Origin of the sequence: Mesorhizobium sp. BR1-1-13 (genome assembly GCF_020165515.1) — a bacterium.
Taxonomy (GTDB): domain Bacteria; phylum Pseudomonadota; class Alphaproteobacteria; order Rhizobiales; family Rhizobiaceae; genus Mesorhizobium.
This window is the reverse complement of sequence record NZ_JAIUIH010000001.1, coordinates 210,643-232,435: the sequence shown is the minus strand read 5'-3', so window position 1 is coordinate 232,435 and position 21,793 is coordinate 210,643. Positions and strand designations below refer to the sequence as shown.

Genomic DNA, 21,793 nt, shown 5'->3' with positions numbered 1-21,793 from the left:
GTGCCTAGCGAATGCTTTCCCTGCCTGAGCAACCTATCCCGTCCAGCTATCTCAAAATGCCGCATGCCGGCAAAGGCCTTGCCGTCGGCCTGTTCGGCGGCTCGTTCAATCCGCCGCATGCCGGCCACGCGCTCGTCGCCGAGATCGCACTCAGGCGGCTGGCGCTCGATCAGTTGTGGTGGATGGTCACCCCGGGCAATCCGCTGAAGAACACGCACGAGCTGGCGCCGCTGGCCGAGCGGCTGCGCCTGTCCGAACGGATCGCCAAGAACCCGAAAATCAAGGTCACCGCTTTCGAAGCGGCGCATCATGTGCGCTACACCGCCGACACGCTGGCGCTGGTCAAGGCGCGCAATCCCGGCGTCGACTTCGTCTGGATCATGGGTGCCGACAGCTTGCGCGATTTCCATCGCTGGCAGCGCTGGCGCGAAATCGTCATGACCTTCCCGATCGCGGTCATCGACCGTCCGGGCGCGACGCTGTCGTTCCTGTCGTCGGTCGTGGCCAAGACCTTCGACTATGCCCGCGTCGACGAAGGCGATGCGCCAAGGCTCGCGCGCATGAAGGCGCCCGCGTGGACCTTCATCCACGGGCCGCGCTCGTCGCTGTCGTCGACCGCTATCCGCAAGCAGGCGAAGGGCTGATCGTCCCGCACAGCGCCCTTCTTCGCAAGGAAGGAGGCAAGTCCGGCAATGTCGCTTTTGCGGCGGCCTTTCGTCATCGAATGGATGATCTTGCGCTGATATGACCACTCTCGTGAAAAACCAAACCGAAGCGGAATCGAGGCACGGCGACACGCCCACGCCGCTGATCGCGATTGCCAGCGTCGTGGTGTCGATGGCGCTGATCGCCATCGGCAACGGGCTGATGTTCGCCTACATCCCCGTCCGGCTCGGCGTCGAAGGCTTCGATCCGACCTGGGCCGGTCTGATCGTCACCGGCCTGTCGGCCGGTGGTCTTGCCGGCTGCATCCTGACCGGACCGCTGGTGCGCAGGGTTGGCCATGCCCGCGCCTTCATGGTGCTGTCGGCGCTGATCGCGCTGTCGAATGCCGCAATCGGCGCCGGGCCGCACCCCCTGTTGTGGATCGCGGCGCGCGCGCTCTACGGCTTTGCCATATGCGGGCTTTTCATCGTCGCGCAGAGCTGGCTCAACGATGCCGTCGCCAACGCCATACGCGGCAGGGTAATGGCCGTCTTCTACGTTGCCTATGTCGGCGGGCTCGGCATCGGTTATGCGATGCTGGCGCTGGTCGATATCAGGACGGCGGATGCATCGCTGATCGGCATAGCCTTCACCGCGCTATCCATCCTGCCCGTCGGGATGACCCGGCTGGCCCAGCCGCCGGCGCCGCAGGCGGCATCGGTGGCGCTGCGCCGGGCCTGGCGGATTTCGCCGGTCGGCGTCGCCGGCATGCTGGCGGTCGGTGGCCTGTCCATGTCGATTTCCGGCTTCGCGCCGATCCACGCCACCGCGAAGGGGTACAGCCAGGCCGACGTGGCGCTGCTGCTGTCGGTGATGCCGCTCGGCACACTGATCCTGCAGGTTCCGCTCGGCTGGATTTCCGACCGCACCGATCGCCGCTATGTGCTGGTCGCGGCATCCGCGATCGCCGCGGCGGCAGGGATGTTTGCGCTCGGCTTCGACGGCGGTACGCTGGCGGTGCTGCTGGTGATCTATGTGATGTGGGACGGCGCCTCGGAATCGATCTACTCGTTGGCCAGTGCGCACGCCGCCGACCGCGCCGGCAAGGACGACATGGTGGCGCTGTCGAGTTCGCTGTTGTTTGCCTGGTCGCTGTCCGGCTTCATCGTGCCGGGCATCGTGACCGCGCTGTCGGCTGTCTTCGGCACGCAGGCCTTCATCTATGTGACTGTGGTCATCGCCTGCGTCTTCTGCCTGTTCGTGCTTTTGCGCGTGTTCACCACGCGGCCGGTGCCGGCAACCGAAACCGGCAGCTTCGCGCCGATGACGGCGCAGGCGCCACTGCCGGTGGAACTCGCCTTCGCGCCGGACGAACAGCACCGGCAGAGGAGCGATTGACTATTGCCGGCGGGTTTCGGGCGCCGGGGCCTGCGGTGGCGGCAGCGGGATCGATATGCGTTCGCGGTCGAACTCCTGCTTGGCCCGCTTGGTGAGGTCGGCCTGGGCGGCGAAGAAATCCGCCGATGATGTCCAGTAACGCAAGGTGATCGAGACGGTGCTTTCGCCCAATGCCGCGACAAAGGCGGTCGGCGCCGGCTCACGCCTGATGCGGCGCTCGGCGGCGGCGATCGCAAGCAGCGTCTTCTGGGCGCGGTCGATGTCGTTCCAGGAGCCGATCGAGAGCGTGATGTCGCCGCGCCGCACGCCGTTGCGCGAAAAATTGCGCACTGGCTGGTTCCACAGCGTCGAGTTGGGCGCCAGGATGTAGACGCCTTCGGCGCTCCGGAGCTTGGTGGCGAAGAGGCCGATTTCCTCGATCGAGCCGGCAATGGACCCGACTTCGACGGATTCGCCCATGCGGAACGGCCGCAATGCCAAAAGCATGATGCCGGCGGCGATGTTCTGCAGCGTGCCTTGCAGCGCCAGGCCTATGGCCAGGCCGATAGCGCCGATCGCGGCGATGATCGAGGCCGTCTGCACGCCGAACTGGCCGAGCACCATGATGACGACGAGGACGAGGATGGCGTAGCGGACGATCTTGGAAAAGAAGTGCCGCAGCGTCTGGTCAAAGCCATGGATGTGGCCCAGGCCGGCAAAAATCGAACGCTCGGCAAAGCCGGCGACGATGTAGCCGACAACCAGAAGGATGACGGCGCCGACCGCCGAAAGCGAATAGGAGACAATGAGTGCGCTGAGCTGCGAGAGCCCCGCCTGGACGGTCAGGAGGGCATTTTGCGGGTCGATCGGCATAATGGGATTCCGGTTGATCAATCAGCCGATAACCCCTGTGGAACACCTGGGTTCCGATCTTTTGCGTGTCGCGCGGAACAAGCGGGGGCTCAATGAGTTCGCATGGAAGCAGGGCTCCGTCTTGAAACTGCAACGGAACTCTGCCTATCTAAGCGGTGTCACCTGCTTTCAGGGGTGATTTGGTTGTTCTTGCTGCGAAAGGAAATACACTGAGAACAGCACTGCGGAAGAAGGCCGACATCGTGCCTTCGCCGGCCGGGATCAGCGTAAACGACGCCGTGTCCCGCGCCATCAAGACAGTCCTTGCCAGTCTGGAAGACTCCAAGGCCGAAAACATCGTCTCAATCGACATTCAGGGAAAATCGAGCCTCGGCGACTACATGGTCGTCGCGTCGGGCCGATCGCACCGTCATGTCTCGGCTGTTGCCGACCATCTCCTCAAGGCGTTGAAGGATGCCGGCCTCGGCACGGCGCGCGTCGAGGGGCTGTCCGGCGCCGACTGGGTCCTGATCGATTCAGGCGACATCATCGTCCATGTCTTCCGCCCCGAAGTCCGCGAATTCTACAATCTCGAAAAGATGTGGCAGGCGCCAGACCTCGAGGAAGAGACCTTGCACTGAGCCGGTTGGTTTGGATGCGTGCCGTGTTCCAGGACGATTTCGGGCGACACGCATCGGCGGCCCTCTGAGGCTAGGATGAAGATTACCGTTCATGCCGTGGGCCGGATGAAAAGCGGCCCCGAGAGAGAACTCGCCGACCGCTATTTCGAGCGTTTCTCCAAGAGCGGCCCGGCTGTCGGCCTCGAATTCTCCGGCATCGCCGAGATCACCGAAGGCCGCGCCCAGAACGCCGATGAACGTCGGCGCGATGAAAGCGCGAGGCTGCAGGCCCAATTGCAGCCCGGCTCGGCGCTGGTCCTGCTCGACGAGCGCGGCAAGAACTTGTCCTCGGAAGATTTCGCCGGCCGCATCGGCCAGTTGCGCGACGCCGGCCGCAGGGCGCTGGCGCTGGCCATAGGCGGCGCCGATGGCCACGATCCGTCGCTGCGCAGCCAGGCCGAGCTGGTAATATCTTTCGGTGCGCTGACATGGCCGCACCAATTGGTGCGGGTGATGCTGGCAGAGCAGCTCTACAGGGTCTCGACGATCCTGTCCGGCCACCCCTATCACAGAGCCTGAAGGTCGCATCGCACCGAATTCCGCCCCAATGCCGCGCAAGATCACGGCTTCGGGCCGGCTTTCCCTATTTTGCTCACCGGTGTGCGAAACCGCTGCACAGTTTTGGGCGATGCGCATTAATATGGTTGATGGTTCGTTAACGAAGCCGCAGATAGAGTCCATCCCGCATGGCTGAAGGCTGGAAATCGACGACGGGCTCATCGACAGCGGGCTCCTGGCGCGCGCGCTGCGGTATCGCGGCGGCGGTGGTCATCCTGTCGCTCAATGCCGCGTGGGCCGAGAACACGCTCGACACGGCCCCCGATCCGGACCAGAGCCGTGCCGAATACGAACAGATATCCAAGGAGATAAACCTGTCGTCCGAGCGGCTGGCCAAGCTGGCCGCCGACATCGCCGCGGTCAAGAAGGACCACGCCTCGATCACCGCCGCGCTGATCCAGTCGGCGATGACCGAGCAGAAGCTTGGCCAGGACATCGAGGACATCGGCGCCAAGCTGGAAGGGCTGAAGACCCAGCAGCAGAAGATCCGCGCCTCGCTGATGGCGCGGCGCGACGTGCTGGCGGAGGTGCTGGGCGCATTGCAGCGCATGGGGCTGAACCCGCCGCCGGCGATCCTGGTCAAGCCGGAGGACGCGCTGTCGTCGGTGCGCAGCGCCATTTTGCTTGGCGCCGTGGTGCCTGAATTGCGCCAGCAGACCGACAGGCTCCTGGCCGACCTCAAGGAGCAGACGAGGGTGACGGCCTCGATCGAGGCCGAGCGGGCACGGCTGACGGCGGCGGTGGGCGAGCAGACGGCGGAGAAGAAGCGGCTCGGCATGCTGCTGGAAGCCAAGCAGAAGCTCGAAGCCGACACGCAGGCGCAGTTGTCGGCCGAGCGACAGCATTCCGAGGCGCTCGCGGCCAAGGCCAGCAGCCTGAAGGAATTGATCGCCTCGCTCGAAGCGCAGGCCGAACGCAACCGCAAGGCCGCAGATGCCGCAAAGGCCGCGGATGCCGGCCAAGCCGGCGGCGACAAGGCGGGCGGCGACATGACGGCGTCGCTGCCGGTCCCCGAAGCCAACCGGCTTGCCGCGGCGGCACCCTTCTCGGCGCTGCAAGGACAGATCGCGCTGCCGGTCATCGGCCGCATCAAACGCAGGTTCGGCGCCGAAGACGGTAACGGCGCGGTGATGCTCGGGGACATGGTTGCGACACAATCGGGCGCCATCGTCACCGCGCCGGCGGATGGGAATGTGCTTTATGCGGGGCCGTTTCGCTCCTACGGTCAACTCTTGATCCTGAATGCCGGCGACGGTTATCATGTCGTCCTGGCGGGGATGAGCAGAATCAGCGTCGCCACCGGCCAATCAGTGCTCGCAGGAGAGCCGGTCGGTGCGATGGGAGAGGCCCGGGTGGCAAGCACCTCGGCTTCGAAGAATGGAAATGCCACGCCGGAGCTCTATGTCGAGTTCCGCAAGGATGGAAAACCCGTCGATCCGGCCCCATGGTGGGCGGACCGTTTTTCTGGAAGGACGTGAAATGATGCGGAAACTGTCGCTTCTGTTTGCCGGTGCGCTGATGGGCGCGTCCGCCATGAGCCTGGTCTATGGCGCGCCCGGCTCGGCAGCGAACGCTGCGGGGTCGGAGACCTACAAGCAACTGGCGATCTTCGGCGATATCTTCGAGCGGGTGCGGGCGCAGTATGTGACGCCGCCCGACGACAAATCGCTGGTCGAGAACGCCATCAACGGCATGCTTGCCTCGCTCGACCCGCACTCCTCGTACATGAACGCCGAGCAGGCGCAGGACATGCGCGTGCAGACCAAGGGTGAGTTCGGCGGCCTCGGCATCGAGGTCACCATGGAGAACGACCTGGTCAAGGTGATCACGCCGATCGACGATACGCCGGCCGCCAAGGCGGGCGTGCTGGCCGGCGATTACATCGCCAAGATCGACGGTGAGGAGGTTCGCGGCCTGACGCTGAACGATGCGGTCGACAAGATGCGCGGCCTGGTCAACACGCCGATCAAGCTCACCATCCTGCGCCAGGGCGCCGACAAGCCGATCGAGCTGACGGTGGTGCGCGACATCATCAAGGTCAAGGCGGTCAAGTTCCGGGTCGAGAACGACATCGGCTACATGAAGATCACCTCCTTCACCGAAAAGACCTATGACGACCTCGAGAATGCCATCGACACCATCAAGAAGCAGGTGCCGAACGACAAGCTCAAGGGCTACGTGCTCGATCTGCGCCTCAATCCCGGCGGTCTGCTCGACCAGGCGGTAAGCGTATCGGACGCCTTCCTCAACCGCGGCGAGATCGTGTCGACGCGCGGCCGCGATCCGAAGGATGTCACCCGCTTCGACGCCAAGTCCAAGCAGGTCGACGATATCGGCGGCAAGCCGCTGATCGTGCTGGTCAATGGCGGATCGGCCAGTGCGTCCGAAATCGTCGCCGGCGCGCTGCAGGACCTGCGCCGCGCCACGGTGGTCGGAACGCAGTCCTTCGGCAAGGGTTCGGTGCAGACCATCATCCCGCTTGGCGAGAATGGCGCGCTCAGGCTGACGACGGCGCTCTATTACACGCCGTCCGGCAAGTCGATCCAGGGCAAAGGCATCACGCCCGACATCAAGGTCGACCAGCCGCTGCCGCCGGAACTGCAGGGCAGGGACCTGACGCGTGGCGAATCCGACCTCAAGGGGCACATCAAGGGTGCCGACGAGAGCTCGACCGGTTCGGGCTCGGCAGCCTATGTGCCGCCGGATCCGAAGGACGATCTCCAGCTCATCTATGCCGAGCAGCTTCTGCGCGGCCAGAAGACCGATCCGTCCTTCCCGCCCAATCCGCAGAAGGCCGTCCTCAACCAGTAACAGGTGGCGGCCAACAACGGATCTGGCCGCCCGATGGAAGCAATGCGATGCTGCCGGGACCGAAAGGTTCCGGCAGTTTGATTCGGGGGCAAGGCGAATCCCTCGATACAGGGCGCCAGGGGTGCGCCGGGATGAAGAATTCGCGCATGTCTCTTCGAAAGGGTTCCATGTTCGAAGCCATGCGGACGGGGACAGGGCTTGGCTGATATCGGCAAGGACATCGAACGACCGCTCGGGCTGACTGTCCGTCCGCCGCGCACCGCCGGCAAGGTCAGCGCGGGTGCGCTCGTGGCTGCGTTCGTCGTGCTGGCGATTGTCGGCGTCTCCGGCGCCATCGCGCTCAGGGACAAGCCATTCCGCAAGCCCCAGGAAGTCGCCGTTTCGACCCCGAAAGTGGTGCCGGAGCCGACCGCTGCGCCGTCCGCTTTGGCGCCGGTCACGACGCCAAAGGCGGAAATGCCGGCCAAGCCCGGAGGCCCGCAGATCATCCATGTGCAGACGGAGGAAGGCGATGGTCCGCCCAAGGCGGCAATCGTCATCCATGATCCGTCGACCATCGGCCAAAACCTGAAGATCGCGCATATTCCCGACAGGGCGCTGATCGAGGCCAGCGATGCCGGCCCCTTGCCGATGCGCGCCGCCGACGGAAGGCGGCCCTTCGATGTCTATGCGCGGCCATGGTCTGGCGCGCGCGGCGCCCGCGTGGCGATCGTCATCGGCGGGCTCGCGGTTTCACAGACCGGCACCCAGGCGGCCATTGCCAAGCTGCCGGCAGAAGTGACGCTGGCCTTCGCGCCGCAAGGCAACAGCATCGGCCGCTGGATGCAGGCCGCCCGGCAGAGCGGCCACGAGATCGTCATGCAGGTGCCGCTCGAACCGTTCGACTATCCCAACGTCAACCCCGGGCGCAACACGCTGACGGTGGCGGCGAGCGCCGAAGAGAACCTGAAGAGCCTGCACTGGGCGCTGTCGCGGACGACGAACTATACCGGTGTTATGAACTATATGGGCGCGCGGTTCTCCGCCGACCCGGCGGCAATGGGGCCGTTCATGGCCGAGCTCGGCAAGCGCGGGCTCGCCTATATCGACGACGGCTCGTCGGCACGCAGCCTTGCGCCGGATCTGGCGCTGAAGGACGGCGTGCCCTTCGTCGCCGGAGACACGGCGATCGACGCCGTGCAGGATCGCGGCGCCATCCTGAAGAAACTGGACAGCCTGGAGGCGACCGCCCGTGCCAAGGGCACTGCGGTCGGCATCGGCTCCGCTTTCGACCTGACGGTCGATACGGTGTCGTCATGGGCGGCCGAGGCCAAGAAACGCGGCATCGAGATCGTGCCGATTTCAGCGGTGGCGGTCGATCCGCAAAAGGGCTAGCCACCGGGAAACAGCTTGAAAGACTGAATGATGCCGAAGACGAAGAAGGTCGACCGCGAGACGCTGCCCTACCGCCCCTGTGTCGGGCTGATGATCCTCAACGACGAGGGCCTGGTCTGGGTCGGCCATCGCATCGCCGAGCCGGACAGTGAATTCGCCGGCACCACGCAGCTCTGGCAGATGCCGCAAGGCGGCATCGACAAGGGCGAGGAGCCCCTGCAGGCGGCGGAGCGCGAGCTTTATGAGGAGACCGGCATGCGCAGCGTCTCGCTGCTAGCCGAGGCGCCGGACTGGATCAACTATGATCTGCCGGACAACCTGGTCGGCGTCGCCTTCAAGGGGCGCTATCGGGGCCAGACGCAGCGATGGTTCGCTTTCCGCTTCCATGGCGATACCAGCGAGATCCAGATCAATCCGCCGCCCGGCGGCCACACCGCCGAATTCGACAAATGGTCGTGGCGGCCGATGCAGGAGCTGCCCGACCTGATCGTGCCGTTCAAGCGCAAGGTCTATGAAGACGTGGTGACGGCGTTCCGTCACCTTGTGCCATAGCTGGACGGGCCGCGGCGCCGGTTCAAACGCCCCCGGTTGCCGCCCCGGTTCGACCGTCTTATTGATGTCCATCCGTCACAGAAGGGCCGCCATGCACGACGCCCCCAAAAGATCGCTGCCCGAGGAAGCCGACGCCACAAGCGAGGCTGCTGCCGGGGCCATCCTCACCATCGACCTTGGCGCGGTCCGCGAAAATTACCGGCGGCTGAAGGCGCGGCTGGATGGCGTGCGCTGCGCAGGCGTGGTCAAGGCCGACGGCTACGGTCTCGGCGCCGCGCAAGTGGCATCGGCGCTGATGAAGGAAGGCTGCGACATCTTCTTCGTGGCGCTGCTGTCCGAAGGTATCGCGCTGCGCAAGGCGGTGGGGGCCGGACCGGACATCTACGTGCTGAACGGGCTGCCGCCGGGTTCCGAGCCGGAAGCGGTGGCGGCTGGCTTGTGCGCCGTCATCAACAGTGGCGCACAGTTGGAAGCCTGGCGCGCAGCGGCACACCGCGCCGGGCGCCGGCTCCCGGCTGCCGTCCAGGTCGACAGCGGCATGTCGCGGCTTGGGATGGCGCCAGCCGAGGTCGAGGCGGTGGCCGGGGATGTCGGCGCTTTCGATGGCATCGACGTCAGATATGTAATGAGCCACCTGGCCTGCGCCGATGAACCGCGCCACCCGGCCAATGAACAGCAGAGGCTGGCATTCGAGGGGTTGCGTGCCATGCTACCCGTGGCGCCGGCCTCGCTTGCCAACTCCTCCGGTATCTTTCTAGGCCCGCCCTATCATTGCGATCTCGCCCGGCCCGGTGCCGCCCTCTACGGCATCAACCCGACGCCTGGCGAATCCAACCCGATGCTACCCGTGGTCGGGCTGCAGGCCAAGGTGGCGCAGACGCGCAGTGTCCAAAAGGGCACTGGCGTCGGCTATGGGCACAGCTACCATGCGCAGGGCCCGCTCAGCCTGGCGACGATTTCATTCGGCTATGCGGACGGCTGGCTGCGCCGCTCCGCGTCGGCCGCATGGTTCGAGGCGGTGCGCCTGCCTTTCCTCGGGCGCGTGTCGATGGATTCGATCATTCTCGACATTTCCGCCTTGCCGCCCGGCCGGCTCGGAGAGGGCGACCTGGTGGAGTTGCTAGGGCCCTCACAGAGCGTCGACGATGCTGCCGACCATGCCGGCACCATCGGGTATGAAATCCTGGCCAGCCTCGGAACGCGTTTTCACCGGCGCTATCTGGGCGGTTGAGCGGTTTGGCCGCGCTTGACAAGCGGGTGCCATTCGGCAAGCTTTGGCACATGAGCAAGCTCGCTTATATCAAAACCTTCTTCAGGGTCTGCCCGATCGCGGGATCGTAGCCCCGGCGCGGCCGCCTTCCGGCGTCCGTCCGTACCGGGGCATCCATACATCCACAATCGCCATCAAGTCGAACAGCCCTTCGCGGCTGCCGGCCTTTCATCACGCCGCCGCCAGCGCGCCGGCAGGCGCGCATCCGCTCGATGCGCCGATCCATGAGGTTTGCCATGCAACACGCAAAAGAACTGCGTCCAAACAGCCATATTCTGATCAGCGACGCCGACCATGACAGGCTGACGGGCCTGGCGAGGGCTTTGCTCGATCGCGCGCCCGAGACGGCCGAGGAGCTGCTTTCGGAAATGGACAGGGCCGTCGTCAGGAGCGCGGCGGCGATGCCGGCCGGTGTGGTGCGAATGGGTTCGACGGTGATCGTGCGCGGCGAAAGCGGCGACGCCCAGTGCATCATGCTGGTCTACCCGGGTGAGGCCGACATCGCCGAGAACCGGATCTCGGTGCTGACGCCGATGGGAACCGCGCTCATCGGCGCCAGCGTTGGGCAGGCGGTTTGCTGGAACGGTCGTGGCGGTCGGGAACTGTCAGTGACCGTCGAGGCCGTCGATGAGCCGGCTTCCGGCCCGCAACGAGCTTGATGGCGGAGGCGGTGATGACGAGCACGAATTGCTGCCTGACGACGAAGGACTTCGCCGTCCTCGAAGTCATGCTGGAGCGCCGGCGGGCATTCGCGGATCCGATCGTGCGCATGCTCGAACACAAGCTTTCACGCGCCGATGTCGTGCCGATCGATTCGGTCGGCCCCGACATCGTTACGCTGAACAGCAGGGTGGTGTTCGGCGTCGATGCCGGTCCCGCCGAGACGCGAACCCTGGTGCAGCACGAGGTGCGCGGGCCGGTCGGCTCCAGCCTGTCGGTCGCAACGAGGCGCGGGCTCTGCATGCTTGGCATGGCGCAAGGCCAGACGGCAATGGTCGAACATGCCGACGGCAGGCGGGAGTCGATCCTGATCAAGGCCGTGCTCTACCAGCCGGAAGCTGCCCGGCGCACGATCAGGCAGAAAGACCAAGCTGACGCGCGGCGACCGCACGGGCTCAGGCTCGTCTACAGTGCCGCAGCCGATTGGCGGCCTCTTGGCGAGACGGCCGGAATGCGGCAGACAGAAGAAGACGACCCCGGTCCCTCGGCGGCGTGAATGGGCAACAGCGCGTGGTCTCGAAGATCGACATCGATTTTCGCTTGGGATCATGCGCAAACCGAAAAATACGGCCGCGTCCACGGGCGTCCTGAGGACGCTCGGCGCGGCAAGGAGTGAATGAATGAAAATCATGGTGCTGGGCAGTGGCGTGATCGGGGTGACCACGGCCTATTATCTCGCCGAGGCTGGCCACGAGGTGACCGTGATCGACCGCCAGAAAGGGCCGGGACTGGAAACCAGCTTCGCCAATGCCGGCGAGATTTCGCCCGGCTATGCCTCGCCTTGGGCCGGGCCCGGTATCCCCCTTAAGGCCATCAAATGGCTGCTGATGAAGCATGGTCCGCTGGTGGTGCGGCCGGCCTTCGATCCGCATATGTGGACGTGGCTGGTCAAGATGCTGCGCAACTGCACCGCCGAACGCTACGCGGTCAACAAATCGCGCATGGTGCCGCTGGCCGAGTACAGCCGCGACACGCTGAAGGCGCTGCGCGAGGCGACCGGCATAGCCTATGACGAGCGGACGCAGGGCACGCTGCAGCTGTTTCGCACGCAAAAGCAGCTCGACGGCACATCAGGCGATGTCGAGGTGCTGAAGAGATATGGCGTGCCCTACGAAATCCTCGACCAGGACGGCTGCATCGCGGCGGAACCGGCTCTGGCCGCGGTGCGCGAAAAATTCGTCGGCGGCCTGAGGCTGCCGGGCGACGAGACCGGTGACTGCAAGATGTTCACCGACAGGCTGGCCGAGCTTTGCGTGGCACGCGGGGTCAAGTTCGAATACGACACGACGATATGGCGCGTCATCCGCAGCCGCAACCGCGTCAACAATATGAGCACCAGCAAGGGCTGGCTGACCGCCGACGCCTATGTGATGGCGCTGGGCAGCTATTCGGCGGACTTCATGCGCCGGATGAAGCGGCCGATTCCGGTCTATCCGGTCAAGGGCTATTCGATCACGGTGCCGATCAAGGATGCCGCCGCCGCACCGGTGTCGACGGTGATGGATGAAACCTACAAGGTCGCGATCACGAGGCTCGGCGATCGCATCCGCGTCGGCGGCACGGCCGAGATTTCCGGCTTCGATCTCAGGCTGCACGAATCGCGACGGCGCACGCTCGAACACTCGGTCGGCGACCTGTTCCCGGGAGCCGGGGCCATGCGGGAGGCGACGTTCTGGTGCGGGCTGCGACCGATGACGCCGGACGGGCCGCCGCTGATCGGGCGCACGGAGCTTTCCAATCTCTACCTCAACACCGGCCATGGAACGCTCGGCTGGACCATGGCCTGCGGCTCGGCCAAGGTGCTGGCCGACATCATCTCGAACAAAGTGCCCGATATCGACGCCCGCGCGCTGGCACAGGAGCGTTATCTGAAATAGAGCCGCTCGCTCGCCATCGGCGGGCGCGGCCAGCGGATATCGCGTCAGAACGCCTGTTTCACCCAGCCCTCGTCGAACAGCAGCCGGTAAGCCCACGGAATCGTCACGTCGGTGGCGACCGGGTTGGACTGGGCGAGATACTCGTCATAAATCGGTTTCATCCTGGCGTAGAAGGCGGGTCGAGCACCATCACGCCGTTCTCCGAGTCGTGGAAGAAGCTGCGATGGCCAACATGCGTCAGACGAAAAGATTTCTCTCCCGCTCCACCGCCTTTGTAATGAAGGAGGCAACGATCTGGACGCGGCGCAGCGGCCTGACCGATTCGTGATAAACCAGCCAGTAGGCACGGCGGATGGGCGCCACCACGTCGACGGCCACCAGTTCCGGCATCGAGCGGGCGACGAAAGTGTGCAGGATGCCGATGCCGGCCCCCGACCGCACCGCTTCGGCCTGCCCGAGCGCGGAGGAAATGGCGAAGCTGGTGCGCCAGTCCGCGCTGAATTCGGCGGCGTAGTCGAGCGATGGGCTGACGATGAGGTCCGGCACATAGCCGATCAATGTGTGCCGTCCCAGTTCGGCAGCGGTCTGGGGCAGGCCGTGGGCCTCAGCATAGGCACGTGAGGCAAACAGGCCGAGCGAGTAGTCGACCAGCTTGCCCGCTACCAGCCGGCCCTCGGTCGGCCGCTCGACGGTGATGGCAATGTCGGCCTCGCGGCGAGACAGGGAGAAGGAGCGCGGCACCGGTACGAGCTGAATCGTCAATTCACGGTGCAGCGCGGTCAGTGCGCCGAGGCGCCGGGCGAGAAACGCGACGCCAAACCCGTCCGGCGCGCCGATCCGCACCGTGCCCGAAACGTCGTCGCCTTCGCCCGATATTGTCGAGCGGGCGGCGATCATATCGCCCTCCATGCGCTCGGCGATGTCGAGGAACCGCTCGCCGGCGGGCGTCAGCTCACTACCGGTGGTCAGCCGGCGAAAGAGTTTCGTGCGCAGTGCGTCCTCGAGCGCGGCGATGCGGCGGGAGACGGTGGCGTGGTTGAGCTCCAGGCGCTTCGCCGCGCCAAGGATTTGCCCGGCGCGCGCAACGGCCAGAAAGATGCGGACGTCATCCCAGTTCATGGGGATGGTCCGGATGACAATTTCCAATGTCGCGTTCTGTGGTGAAGGAACTCAACCTGCCAATCCTTGGACGTCGTCTTTGTGACCCCTCCCATTTGCGAGAATTGATGCTCTCCCGTCAACCGCTGTCCATTTCCGCACAACGGTTGCGTTCTCCCTCGCGTTGCCATCCGCGTGCCAAAGGCGGACAATGCACCATCATAAACACAGGGAGAGATATCATGATCGAATACGGTCATTTCATCGGCGGCAAGCGTGTCGCCGGCACCAGCGGCCGCAAGCAGGACGTGATGCAGCCGATGGACGGCTCCGTGCGCGGCACGGTGGCGCTGGCCTCGCAGGCGGAACTGCGCGCGGCGGTCGAGAACGCCAAGGCGGCGCAGCCGAAATGGGCCGCGACCAACCCGCAGCGCCGCGTACGCGTCCTGATGAAGTTCCTTGAACTGGTCGCCCGCGACTATGACGAACTGGCCGACATCCTGGCGCGCGAGCACGGCAAGACGATCGCCGATGCCAGAGGCGACATCCAGCGCGGCCTCGAAGTGGTCGAGGTCTGCATCGGCGCGCCGCACATGATGAAGGGCGAATTCACCGACGGTGCCGGCCCCGGCATCGACGTCTATTCGATGCGCCAGCCGCTCGGCGTCGTCGCCGGCATCACGCCGTTCAACTTTCCGGCGATGATCCCGCTGTGGAAGATCGCGCCTGCGATCGCCTGCGGCAACGCCTTCATCCTGAAGCCCTCCGAACGCGACCCGGGCGTGCCGATCCGCATCGCCGAGCTGTTCATCGAGGCGGGCCTGCCTGCCGGTATCCTCAACGTCGTCAACGGCGACAAGGAAGTCGTCGACGCCATCCTTGACGATCCCGACATCAAGGCCATCGGCTTCGTCGGCTCGACACCGATCGCTCACTACATCTATTCGCGCGGCACCGCGTCGGGCAAGCGCGTGCAGTGCTTCGGCGGCGCCAAGAACCACATGATCATCATGCCCGACGCCGACATGGACCAGACCGTCGATGCGCTGATCGGCGCCGGCTACGGCTCGGCCGGCGAGCGCTGCATGGCGATCTCGGTGGCCGTTCCGGTCGGCAACGACACCGCCAACCGGCTGATGGAAAAGCTGGTGCCGCGCGTCGAAAGCCTGAAGGTCGGGCCCTCGACAGATTCCGCCGCCGATTTCGGCCCGCTGGTCACCGCCCAGGCGCTGGAGCGGGTCAAGGGCTATGTCGACACCGGCGTCAAGGAAGGCGCCAAGCTGGTCGTCGACGGCCGCGGCTTCAAGATGCAGGGCTATGAAAACGGCTACTATATGGGCGGCTGCCTGTTCGACAACGTCACGTCGGACATGCGCATCTACAAGGAAGAGATCTTCGGGCCGGTGCTGTCGGTGGTGCGCGCGCCGACCTACGAGAACGCCATCAAGCTCGCCAACGACCACGAGATGGGCAATGGCGTCGCCATCTTCACCCGCGACGGCGACGCCGCGCGCGACTTCGCCTCGCGCGTCCAGGTCGGCATGGTCGGCGTCAACGTGCCGATCCCGGTGCCGATCGCCTACTACACGTTCGGCGGCTGGAAGGCATCGTCCTTCGGCGACCTCAACCAGCACGGTCCGGACGCGTTCCGCTTCTATACCAAGACCAAGACGGTCACCTCGCGCTGGCCGTCCGGCATCAAGGACGGGGCCGAGTTCGTCATCCCGACGATGAACTAGCCGGACGCTTGTCCGACTGCGCGTCCTCGCCTTCGGCTGCGGGCGCGCGGGCAGGCACCAAGGACGGGGCCGAGTTCGTCATCCGACGATGAACTGACCGGACGGTTTCCTGCTTGCGCGTCCTCGCCTTCGGCTGCGGGCGCGGGCCGGCATCAAGGACGGGGCCGAGTTCGTCATCCCGACGATGAACTGACCGGACGGTTTCCTGCTTGCGCGTCCTCGCCTTCGGCTGCGGGCGCGGGCCGGCATTAAGGACGGGGCCGAGTTCGTCATCCCGACGATGAACTAGCCGGACGCTTGTCCGATTGCGCGTCCTCGCCTTCGGCTGCGGGCGCGCGGGCAGGCACCAAGGCCGGGGCCGAGTTCGTTATTTCGACGATGAACGGACCGGACAAGAAAATCGACGCTCAAGGCCCGAGTCCCCGGACTCGCGCCTTTTTCATTGCAAACATCAATGTGATGGAACCAGCGAGGGGCGCGGAGACTTAGGGCTGCAATCCTGCCGTGAGGAGGCATGGCAGCCAACCAAGGCGCCGACGGCTGACCGTTAGCATTGCATCGTCGGGCGTAAGGAGGTGTCCGATGACACAACGTCTCATGCTAACGCTGTGCGCCGTTGCGGCGCTCTCGGTAGGCCCGGCGCATGCAGCCGGCCAATGTGCGGCACGCGCCGACATCGTCAAAGCGCTCGGCGAGAATTTCCACGAAAGCGAGGCCGGGCGTGGCCTGATCAATCCCAATGTGGTGCTTGAGGTGTTCGTTTCCGAACAGGGCAGTTGGACCGTCCTCGCCTCCGACACCAAGGGCCAGAGTTGCATCCTGTCCGTGGGCGAGGGCTGGGACAGCCCGACGATCAAGGCGGCCTTGCCAGGAGCGTGAGCCGCATCGCGTCGAAGCGGTTCAGCCTACGCGTAGTCTTGGGCATGCACTGTCCCGAACCGAGGTCGGTGTCGGCGGCATACTTCAACGTGTGGCGGCCGCCTCGGCATGGCCGCGTAGCAATGCCATCAGCCGCTTGGCATCCTTTGCGGCGGCTTCCTCGTCACCGTCGACAATCGAGCGGATCAGCGCGACGTGATGCTCGGCCGATTCCGCCAGGCCGGTATCGGCCTTGTAGCGGAACCAGAAGCGGCGGCTGTGGGTCTGCAGCGGGGCGGCCAGCCTGGCCGCGAACGGATTGTCGGCAGCCCGTGCCAGCGCCTCGTCCAGCATCTTGTCTGCCTGGATGAAGGCAAGCACGTCGCCGGAGATGACAGCCTTCTGCATGGCAAGCGCGGCATCGTGGAAGAGGTCGGCTGCGTCGCGGGTGACGAAGCGCGCCGCAGAGCGGGCCAGCACCACCTCGACGCCGCGGCGCGCATCGATGACGCGCAGCCAGTCGCCGGGGTGCAGCGGCGCGACGGCAATGCCTGCGCGTGGCCGCACGTCGAGCAATCCTTCCCAGGCCAGCCTCTGGATCGCCTCGCGCACCGGCGTACGGCCGAGCGCCAGCTTCTCGATCAGGCCGCCTTCGGTGACGAAACTCGCCGGCGCCAGTTCGAGCGTGACAATCATATGCTCGAGCATGCGGTAGGCCTTGGTCGCAGCCGGCTCGAACGCAGTGCTCATTTCCATGGATATCAAAGGCGGTCTCCTGATATATTTTGCATATATCATAGGGGAATCCGTGTTGACAGCGGCTTTCTTAATAGATATACGCCTGATATATCAGAGGAGCGATGACCATGTGGACCGGAGTTTTCCCAGCCGTCACGACTAAATTCACCACGGACGACCGCCTCGACCATGCCGAGATGGAGCGCTGCTTCGGCTTGCAGATGGAGGCCGGCTGCGACGGCATCATCGTCTGCGGATCGCTCGGCGAAGGGCCGATGCTGTCGCATGACGAGAAAATCGAAGTGCTGAAAACCGCGCAGAAGGTGGCTGGCAAGAAACCGGTGCTGCTGACGGTGAACGAGGCCGGGACGCGCGAGGCCGCCAGCATCGCCCGCCGCGCCGCCAAAGAAGGCGCCAACGGCCTGATGGTGGTGCCCAGCCCGATTTACCATACCAATGCGGAAGAGACGGTGGCGGCGCTGCGCGCCGTCGCGAAGGCCGGCGACTTGCCGGTCATGATCTATTCCAACCGGCTCGCCTACCGCGTCGATGTTACCGTCGACCAGATGGAGGAGCTGGCGTCGGACGAGCGCTTCGTCGCCATCAAGGAATCCTCCGACGACATCAGGCGCTCGACCGAGATCATCAATCGCCTGGGCGGCCGCTACGACCTGTTCACCGGCGTCGACAACCTTGCTTTCGAGGCGCTGTCGGTGGGCGCCATCGGCTGGGTGGCCGGCCTTGTCACCGCCTTCCCGCGCGAGACGGTGGCGATTTACCAGCTGATGAAGCAGGGCCGCCGCGAAGAGGCGCTCGCCATCTATCGCTGGTTCCGGCCGCTGCTTGACCTCGACGTCTCGACCTATCTGGTGCAGAACATCAAGCTTGCCGAGGTGTTCGCCATTCAAACCAACGACCGCGTCCGCATGCCGCGACAGCCACTGTCGGGCGAGCGCCGCAAGGCGGTCGAGAAGGTCGTCAAGGACGCACTGGCGGTGCGGCCAATACTGCCGGCGTTCTGAGGCTTTCTTCCGAGAGGCGGCGCCCACGTGACAGGAAGTTCCAAATCGATGGAAGCACGGCGGCGCCCCGCCCTGCGGGCGTCTTCTCCCCGTGAACAGGGAGAAGGAATGGATATCGCCATCGTCGGCGGCGGCATCATCGGCATCTGCGCGGCGGCGTTTCTTGCCGAGGCGGGGCGAAACGTCACGGTCTACGACCGCACCGGCATCTGCGAGGAGACGAGCTCCGGCAATGCCGCGGCCTTCGCCTTTTCGGACGTGCTGCCACTGGCGCACAAGGGCATGATCCGGCAATTGCCGAAATGGCTGGCCGATCCGCTCGGCCCGCTCGCCATCCCGCCCGCCTACCTGCCGAAGCTGCTGCCCTGGCTGATCCGCTTCTGGCGTGCCGGCTCGGCGAAGCACTACGAGGCTGGCCTGGCGGCGCAGGCCGCAATGATGGCGCTCGCCGAGGCCGAATGGATTGATCTGCTCGACCGCTCCGGCACCAGGCGGATGCTGCGCGAGGACGGTTCGCTCGAACTCTATGAAAGCGAGGCCGAATTCCAGGCTTCGCTGTCCGGCTGGGCGGCGCGCCAGCGCTTCGGCATCGGCTTCCGCCATGTCGGCGGCGAGGAGCTGGCGGAGCTGCAGCCCGGCCTGTCACCGCGTTTCGGCAAGGGCACGTTCGTGCCGGGCTGGAAGACGGTCGCCGATCCAAAACTGCTCGGCAAGGCGATCTGGGAGTATGCGCAATCCAAGGGCGCGCGGTTTGAGAAGGCCGGCGTCGCCGGCGTCGCCGCGGACGGGAACGGCGCGACGTTGAGGCTGGCCGACGGTACGACGCGGCAAGCCCGGCACCTGGTCATCACCGCCGGTGCCTGGTCGCATCTGCTGGCGCGGCAGCTCGGCGATCGCATTCCGCTCGAAACCGAGCGCGGCTACAACACGACGTTGCCAAAGACCGCCTTCGAGGTGAAGCGGATGCTGATCTTCTCCGGCCAAGGCTTCGTCATCACGCCGCTCGACACGGGCCTGCGCATCGGCGGCGCGGTCGAGCTCGGCGGCATCGAGCGGCCGCCCAACTACGCGCGCTCGAAGGCGCTGCTGCGCAAGGCTCAAGACTTCCTGCCGGGCCTCGATCCTTCGGGCGGACGCGAATGGATGGGGTTTCGTCCCTCGCTGCCGGATTCATTGCCTGTCGTCGGCCGCGCATCGGGAAGCCGGCCGGTGGTCTACGCTTTCGGCCACGGCCATCTTGGCCTGACCCAGGCTGCTGCGACGGGACGGTTGATCCGCGAGCTTGTCCTGGGGCAGACTCCGCCGATCGACGTGGCCCCCTTCAGTCCACAACGGTTTTGAATTTTCGAGGAGCGTCATGGCCAGGAATTCCTTCTTCTGCATCGACGGCCACACCTGCGGCAACCCGGTGCGGCTGGTCGCCGGCGGCGGCCCGCTGCTCCAGGGTTCGACGATGATGGAGCGGCGCGCGCATTTCCTGGCCGAATATGACTGGATCCGCACCGGCCTGATGTTCGAGCCGCGCGGCCACGATGTGATGTCCGGCTCGATCCTCTACCCGCCGACGCGCGAGGATTGCGACATCGCCATCCTGTTCATCGAGACCTCGGGCTGCCTGCCAATGTGCGGCCACGGCACCATCGGCACGGTGACGATGGCCATCGAGCACGGGCTGATCAAGCCTAAGACGCCCGGCGTGCTCAGGCTCGACACACCGGCCGGCCTGGTCATCGCCGAATACAAACAGGTCGGCGAATATGTCGAGGAGGTGCGCATCACCAACGTGCCCTCCTTCCTTCATGCCGAGGGCCTGACGGTCGAATGCCCCGGGCTCGGCGAGATCGTCGTCGACGTCGCCTATGGCGGCAATTTCTACGCCATCGTCGAGCCGCAGAAAAACTATCGCGACATGGCAGACCATTCGGCGGGCGACCTCATCGCCTGGAGCCCGGTGGTGCGGCAGCGGCTCAACGAGAAATACTCTTTCGTGCATCCGGAGAATCCGGGCATCAACCGGCTGTCGCACATGTTGTGGATCGGCGAGCCGACGGTGGCGGGTGCGGACGCGCGCAACGCGGTCTTCTACGGCGACAAGGCGATCGACCGCTCACCGTGCGGCACGGGCACCTCGGCGCGCATGGCGCAGCTCCACGCCAAGGGCAAGCTCAAGGCCGGCGATGCGTTCGTCCATGAATCGATCATCGGCTCGCTGTTCAAGGGCAAGGTTGAAAAGGACGTCACGGTCGCCGGCAAGCCGGCGATTATTCCCTCGATCGGCGGCTGGGCGCGCATGACCGGGCACAACACGATCTTCATCGATGACCGCGATCCGTTCGCACACGGCTTCGTCGTCAAATAGTCGATTCATCACGCTGCGGAAGGTCGGGAAGGACAAAAAGGATTGCTGTCACGAGCGCAACAAATCGTCTCATCAACTTATTTTGACGGCGATTTCTTCGAAATGGAGCGCATGATGACGCTTAATCGTCAAAGACATTGCGTTATGCCAATGATAGGGTCCGCGATAGTCCAGGGGGCGGGTGCGAAAGAACGGGCAATCGAACGGCGTGTAGTCGGAAACACGCATGACGATCAAAAAATGACGTTGCAATCCCGCCTCGAAACTTTACGACTAGGGGAAATACGAAAAGGAATGCGTCTGCATGGGCGACATTCCAGGGGAGCCATGTACACATGCAGTATTTTGTCCAGCAGCTTATCAATGGGCTGACGCTGGGATCGATCTATGGGCTGATCGCGATCGGCTACACGATGGTCTACGGCATTATCGGCATGATCAACTTTGCTCATGGCGATATCTTCATGGTGGGCGCTTTCACGGCGCTGATCGTTTTCCTCATCCTGGGTGCCCTGTTCTATTCGGTTCCCGTGGTCATCGCGCTGCTGGTGATGATGATCGTGGCGATGCTGCTGACCAGCCTCTACAACTGGACGATCGAGAAGGTGGCCTACCGGCCGCTGCGCGGCTCGTTCCGGCTGGCGCCGCTGATCACCGCCATCGGCATGTCGATCGCGCTGTCGAATTTCGTGCAGGTGACGCAAGGCCCGCGCAACAAGCCGATCCCGCCGATGGTGTCGAAGGTCTACAACATCGAAGGCATCAGCGTGTCGCTGAAGCAGATCATCATCGTCGTCGTCACCGCGCTGCTCTTGGTGTTGTTCTGGTACCTGGTCAACAAGACCTCGCTTGGCCGGGCGCAGCGCGCCTGCGAGCAGGACCGCAAGATGGCGGCGCTGCTCGGCATCGATGTCGACCGCACCATCTCGATCACCTTCATCATGGGCGCCGCACTTGCCGCCGTCGCCGGCACGCTGTTCCTGATGTATTACGGCGTCATCGCCTTCTCGGACGGCTTCGTGCCCGGCGTGAAGGCATTCACCGCAGCGGTGCTGGGCGGCATCGGTTCGTTGCCGGGCGCGGTCCTGGGCGGCCTTTTGATCGGCTTCATCGAGAGCATGTGGTCGGCCTATTTCTCGATCGACTACAAGGATGTCGCCGCCTTCTCGATCCTGGCCATCGTACTGATCTTCCTGCCTTCCGGCATTCTCGGCCGGCCAGAAGTCGAAAAGGTCTGAGATCATGGCCGTCACCGTATCTCCC

Annotated in this window: 21 protein-coding genes; 18 read left to right on the top strand and 3 right to left on the bottom strand. The window is 64.9% G+C overall.

Translation table 11 applies throughout. The features are described 5' to 3' along the window. Positions 1–56 precede the first annotated feature (56 nt). Together LB533_RS01205 and LB533_RS01200 are read left to right on the top strand one after the other, a co-directional pair. Positions 57–644 (top strand): nicotinate-nucleotide adenylyltransferase, encoded by a 588-nt coding sequence (locus tag LB533_RS01205; RefSeq protein WP_224676750.1) that lies wholly within the window; start codon positions 57–59, stop codon positions 642–644. Between the two features lie 100 nt (positions 645–744). Then, positions 745–2,043, top strand: a complete 1,299-nt coding sequence (locus LB533_RS01200; protein ID WP_224676473.1) for an MFS transporter — start codon at positions 745–747, stop codon at positions 2,041–2,043. Here LB533_RS01200 and LB533_RS01195 read toward each other — a convergent pair whose 3' ends face one another. Beyond that, a complete protein-coding gene (locus LB533_RS01195) occupies positions 2,044–2,895 on the bottom strand; it encodes a mechanosensitive ion channel family protein (RefSeq protein ID WP_140641226.1) in 852 nt (283 codons plus the stop codon). A gap of 242 nt (positions 2,896–3,137) precedes the next feature. Between LB533_RS01195 and rsfS the strand changes: the two genes are divergently transcribed. From rsfS to LB533_RS01145, 10 genes are all read left to right on the top strand, one after another. Next, entirely contained in the window at positions 3,138–3,515 is a 378-nt protein-coding gene (rsfS, locus tag LB533_RS01190) for a ribosome silencing factor (RefSeq protein ID WP_135902362.1), read from the top strand. A gap of 75 nt (positions 3,516–3,590) precedes the next feature. Continuing rightward, on the top strand, positions 3,591–4,073 hold the full coding sequence (rlmH, locus tag LB533_RS01185) for a 23S rRNA (pseudouridine(1915)-N(3))-methyltransferase RlmH (RefSeq protein ID WP_140641228.1): 483 nt from the start codon (positions 3,591–3,593) through the stop codon (positions 4,071–4,073). A 167-nt stretch (positions 4,074–4,240) separates the two neighbouring features. Further along, the gene (locus LB533_RS01180; RefSeq protein ID WP_140641230.1) at positions 4,241–5,590 is read left to right on the top strand and encodes a murein hydrolase activator EnvC family protein; all 1,350 of its coding nucleotides are present in this window, start codon (positions 4,241–4,243) and stop codon (positions 5,588–5,590) included. 1 nt (position 5,591) lies between these two features. Then, positions 5,592–6,923, top strand: coding sequence for a S41 family peptidase (locus LB533_RS01175; RefSeq protein ID WP_181168618.1), 1,332 nt, complete (start codon positions 5,592–5,594; stop codon positions 6,921–6,923). A 198-nt stretch (positions 6,924–7,121) separates the two neighbouring features. After that, entirely contained in the window at positions 7,122–8,297 is a 1,176-nt protein-coding gene (locus LB533_RS01170; protein ID WP_140641232.1) for a divergent polysaccharide deacetylase family protein, read from the top strand. Between the two features lie 30 nt (positions 8,298–8,327). Next, the gene (locus LB533_RS01165; protein WP_140641456.1) at positions 8,328–8,849 is read left to right on the top strand and encodes an RNA pyrophosphohydrolase; all 522 of its coding nucleotides are present in this window, start codon (positions 8,328–8,330) and stop codon (positions 8,847–8,849) included. A 91-nt stretch (positions 8,850–8,940) separates the two neighbouring features. Continuing rightward, positions 8,941–10,080: an alanine racemase gene (alr, locus tag LB533_RS01160; protein ID WP_224676472.1), complete on the top strand. Its 1,140-nt coding sequence runs from the start codon at positions 8,941–8,943 to the stop codon at positions 10,078–10,080. 275 nt (positions 10,081–10,355) lie between these two features. Continuing rightward, a complete protein-coding gene (rnk, locus tag LB533_RS01155) occupies positions 10,356–10,778 on the top strand; it encodes a nucleoside diphosphate kinase regulator (protein WP_140641237.1) in 423 nt (140 codons plus the stop codon). Between the two features lie 14 nt (positions 10,779–10,792). After that, positions 10,793–11,335 (top strand): nucleoside-diphosphate kinase, encoded by a 543-nt coding sequence (locus LB533_RS01150; RefSeq protein ID WP_140641239.1) that lies wholly within the window; start codon positions 10,793–10,795, stop codon positions 11,333–11,335. A 124-nt stretch (positions 11,336–11,459) separates the two neighbouring features. After that, positions 11,460–12,716: a D-amino acid dehydrogenase gene (locus LB533_RS01145; RefSeq protein ID WP_140566787.1), complete on the top strand. Its 1,257-nt coding sequence runs from the start codon at positions 11,460–11,462 to the stop codon at positions 12,714–12,716. A gap of 237 nt (positions 12,717–12,953) precedes the next feature. On the opposite strand, the gene LB533_RS01140 is transcribed toward LB533_RS01145, so the two are convergent. Then, the gene (locus LB533_RS01140) at positions 12,954–13,835 is read right to left on the bottom strand and encodes a LysR family transcriptional regulator (protein WP_140550806.1); all 882 of its coding nucleotides are present in this window, start codon (positions 13,833–13,835) and stop codon (positions 12,954–12,956) included. Between the two features lie 221 nt (positions 13,836–14,056). Here LB533_RS01140 and LB533_RS01135 point away from each other — a divergent pair, with 221 nt between their 5' ends. Both LB533_RS01135 and LB533_RS01130 read left to right on the top strand, forming a co-directional pair. Then, a complete protein-coding gene (locus tag LB533_RS01135) occupies positions 14,057–15,553 on the top strand; it encodes a CoA-acylating methylmalonate-semialdehyde dehydrogenase (RefSeq protein WP_140641241.1) in 1,497 nt (498 codons plus the stop codon). Positions 15,554–16,135: 582 nt separating this feature from the next. Continuing rightward, a complete protein-coding gene (locus LB533_RS01130; RefSeq protein ID WP_140641243.1) occupies positions 16,136–16,432 on the top strand; it encodes a hypothetical protein in 297 nt (98 codons plus the stop codon). Positions 16,433–16,516: 84 nt separating this feature from the next. Here LB533_RS01130 and LB533_RS01125 read toward each other — a convergent pair whose 3' ends face one another. Beyond that, the gene (locus LB533_RS01125; protein ID WP_224556308.1) at positions 16,517–17,161 is read right to left on the bottom strand and encodes a GntR family transcriptional regulator; all 645 of its coding nucleotides are present in this window, start codon (positions 17,159–17,161) and stop codon (positions 16,517–16,519) included. 116 nt (positions 17,162–17,277) lie between these two features. On the opposite strand from LB533_RS01125, the gene LB533_RS01120 reads away from it, so the two are divergent. From LB533_RS01120 to LB533_RS01105, 4 genes are all read left to right on the top strand, one after another. After that, positions 17,278–18,171 carry a dihydrodipicolinate synthase family protein gene (locus tag LB533_RS01120; protein WP_140641247.1) on the top strand — a complete coding sequence of 298 codons (894 nt, stop codon included), beginning with the start codon at positions 17,278–17,280 and terminating at the stop codon, positions 18,169–18,171. 48 nt (positions 18,172–18,219) lie between these two features. Then, positions 18,220–19,512 carry an NAD(P)/FAD-dependent oxidoreductase gene (locus tag LB533_RS01115; RefSeq protein ID WP_181169422.1) on the top strand — a complete coding sequence of 431 codons (1,293 nt, stop codon included), beginning with the start codon at positions 18,220–18,222 and terminating at the stop codon, positions 19,510–19,512. 16 nt (positions 19,513–19,528) lie between these two features. Beyond that, a complete protein-coding gene (locus LB533_RS01110; RefSeq protein WP_224556307.1) occupies positions 19,529–20,530 on the top strand; it encodes a 4-hydroxyproline epimerase in 1,002 nt (333 codons plus the stop codon). 335 nt (positions 20,531–20,865) lie between these two features. Next, positions 20,866–21,768: a branched-chain amino acid ABC transporter permease gene (locus LB533_RS01105; RefSeq protein ID WP_140493067.1), complete on the top strand. Its 903-nt coding sequence runs from the start codon at positions 20,866–20,868 to the stop codon at positions 21,766–21,768. Positions 21,769–21,793 lie beyond the last annotated feature (25 nt).

Coding starts and splice junctions, on each gene's coding strand:
- LB533_RS01205 (WP_224676750.1), top strand. CDS start 57: ATGCCGCATGCCGGCAAAGGCCTTGCCGTCGGCCTGTTCGGCGGCTCG.
- LB533_RS01175 (WP_181168618.1), top strand. CDS start 5,592: ATGATGCGGAAACTGTCGCTTCTGTTTGCCGGTGCGCTGATGGGCGCG.
- LB533_RS01125 (WP_224556308.1), bottom strand. CDS start 17,161: ATGAGCACTGCGTTCGAGCCGGCTGCGACCAAGGCCTACCGCATGCTC.
- LB533_RS01120 (WP_140641247.1), top strand. CDS start 17,278: ATGTGGACCGGAGTTTTCCCAGCCGTCACGACTAAATTCACCACGGAC.
- LB533_RS01115 (WP_181169422.1), top strand. CDS start 18,220: ATGGAAGCACGGCGGCGCCCCGCCCTGCGGGCGTCTTCTCCCCGTGAA.
- LB533_RS01135 (WP_140641241.1), top strand. CDS start 14,057: ATGATCGAATACGGTCATTTCATCGGCGGCAAGCGTGTCGCCGGCACC.
- LB533_RS01180 (WP_140641230.1), top strand. CDS start 4,241: ATGGCTGAAGGCTGGAAATCGACGACGGGCTCATCGACAGCGGGCTCC.
- LB533_RS01150 (WP_140641239.1), top strand. CDS start 10,793: ATGACGAGCACGAATTGCTGCCTGACGACGAAGGACTTCGCCGTCCTC.
- LB533_RS01110 (WP_224556307.1), top strand. CDS start 19,529: ATGGCCAGGAATTCCTTCTTCTGCATCGACGGCCACACCTGCGGCAAC.
- alr (WP_224676472.1), top strand. CDS start 8,941: ATGCACGACGCCCCCAAAAGATCGCTGCCCGAGGAAGCCGACGCCACA.
- LB533_RS01105 (WP_140493067.1), top strand. CDS start 20,866: ATGCAGTATTTTGTCCAGCAGCTTATCAATGGGCTGACGCTGGGATCG.
- rnk (WP_140641237.1), top strand. CDS start 10,356: ATGCAACACGCAAAAGAACTGCGTCCAAACAGCCATATTCTGATCAGC.
- rlmH (WP_140641228.1), top strand. CDS start 3,591: ATGAAGATTACCGTTCATGCCGTGGGCCGGATGAAAAGCGGCCCCGAG.
- LB533_RS01195 (WP_140641226.1), bottom strand. CDS start 2,895: ATGCCGATCGACCCGCAAAATGCCCTCCTGACCGTCCAGGCGGGGCTC.
- LB533_RS01200 (WP_224676473.1), top strand. CDS start 745: ATGACCACTCTCGTGAAAAACCAAACCGAAGCGGAATCGAGGCACGGC.
- LB533_RS01165 (WP_140641456.1), top strand. CDS start 8,328: ATGCCGAAGACGAAGAAGGTCGACCGCGAGACGCTGCCCTACCGCCCC.
- LB533_RS01140 (WP_140550806.1), bottom strand. CDS start 13,835: ATGAACTGGGATGACGTCCGCATCTTTCTGGCCGTTGCGCGCGCCGGG.
- LB533_RS01145 (WP_140566787.1), top strand. CDS start 11,460: ATGAAAATCATGGTGCTGGGCAGTGGCGTGATCGGGGTGACCACGGCC.
- LB533_RS01130 (WP_140641243.1), top strand. CDS start 16,136: ATGACACAACGTCTCATGCTAACGCTGTGCGCCGTTGCGGCGCTCTCG.